6 tRNA genes and 1 rRNA gene are annotated in these 756 nt (G+C 51.3%); all 7 read left to right on the forward strand.

The features are described from left to right. Positions 1-88: ribosomal RNA gene (gene rrf, locus KNP74_RS14815) — 5S ribosomal RNA — on the forward strand; the annotation flags it as partial. A gap of 11 nt (positions 89-99) precedes the next feature. Continuing rightward, a tRNA-Val gene (locus KNP74_RS14820) sits at positions 100-175 on the forward strand. Between the two features lie 9 nt (positions 176-184). Then, positions 185-260 (forward strand) — tRNA-Thr (locus tag KNP74_RS14825). Positions 261-294: 34 nt separating this feature from the next. Beyond that, positions 295-381: transfer RNA gene (locus KNP74_RS14830), tRNA-Leu, on the forward strand. Between the two features lie 31 nt (positions 382-412). Continuing rightward, positions 413-489: transfer RNA gene (locus KNP74_RS14835), tRNA-Arg, on the forward strand. A 7-nt stretch (positions 490-496) separates the two neighbouring features. Next, a tRNA-Pro gene (locus KNP74_RS14840) sits at positions 497-573 on the forward strand. Positions 574-584: 11 nt separating this feature from the next. Further along, positions 585-660 (forward strand) — tRNA-Ala (locus tag KNP74_RS14845). Positions 661-756: the final 96 nt, after the last annotated feature.

Here is a 756-nt window from a genome sequence, read left to right on the forward strand (position 1 = left end):
CCGTTCCCATGCCGAACACGGAAGTTAAGCGCTTCAGCGCCGAAAGTAGTTGGGGGTCTCCCCCTGTGAGGATAGGACGTTGCCAGGCATTACATATTTGGAGGATTAGCTCAGCTGGGAGAGCACCTGCCTTACAAGCAGGGGGTCGGCGGTTCGATCCCGTCATCCTCCACCATTTACACCTGCCGGTGTAGCTCAGTTGGTAGAGCATCTGACTTGTAATCAGAGGGTCGAGGGTTCGAATCCTTTCGCCGGCACCATTTTTAAAATAGTCTACCGCATGAATTATACCTTGCCGGGGTGGCGGAATTGGTAGACGCACAGGACTTAAAATCCTGCGAGGGTTTCCTCGTGCCGGTTCAAGTCCGGCCCTCGGTACCATCTTAATATCCCATGAAAGTTCATTCGTCTCGCACCCTTAGCTCAGCTGGATAGAGCGTTAGACTACGAATCTAAAGGCCGGGAGTTCGAATCTCTCAGGGTGCACCATCTATTTCGGGAAGTAGCTCAGCTTGGTAGAGCACTTGGTTTGGGACCAAGGGGTCGCAGGTTCGAATCCTGTCTTCCCGACCATCATAACTTTTGGGGCCTTAGCTCAGCTGGGAGAGCGCCTGCCTTGCACGCAGGAGGTCAGCGGTTCGATCCCGCTAGGCTCCACCAATTTTTAAACTGACGAACTTTGAAAACTGAACGATGAGGCAAAAATGTTTTACAATTTTTGAATGAAGCGCAAGCTTCGTCATTTTTAAAGAGCTA

This window comes from Exiguobacterium sp. s141 (assembly GCF_018618085.1).
GTDB lineage: Bacteria > Bacillota > Bacilli > Exiguobacteriales > Exiguobacteriaceae > Exiguobacterium > Exiguobacterium mexicanum_A.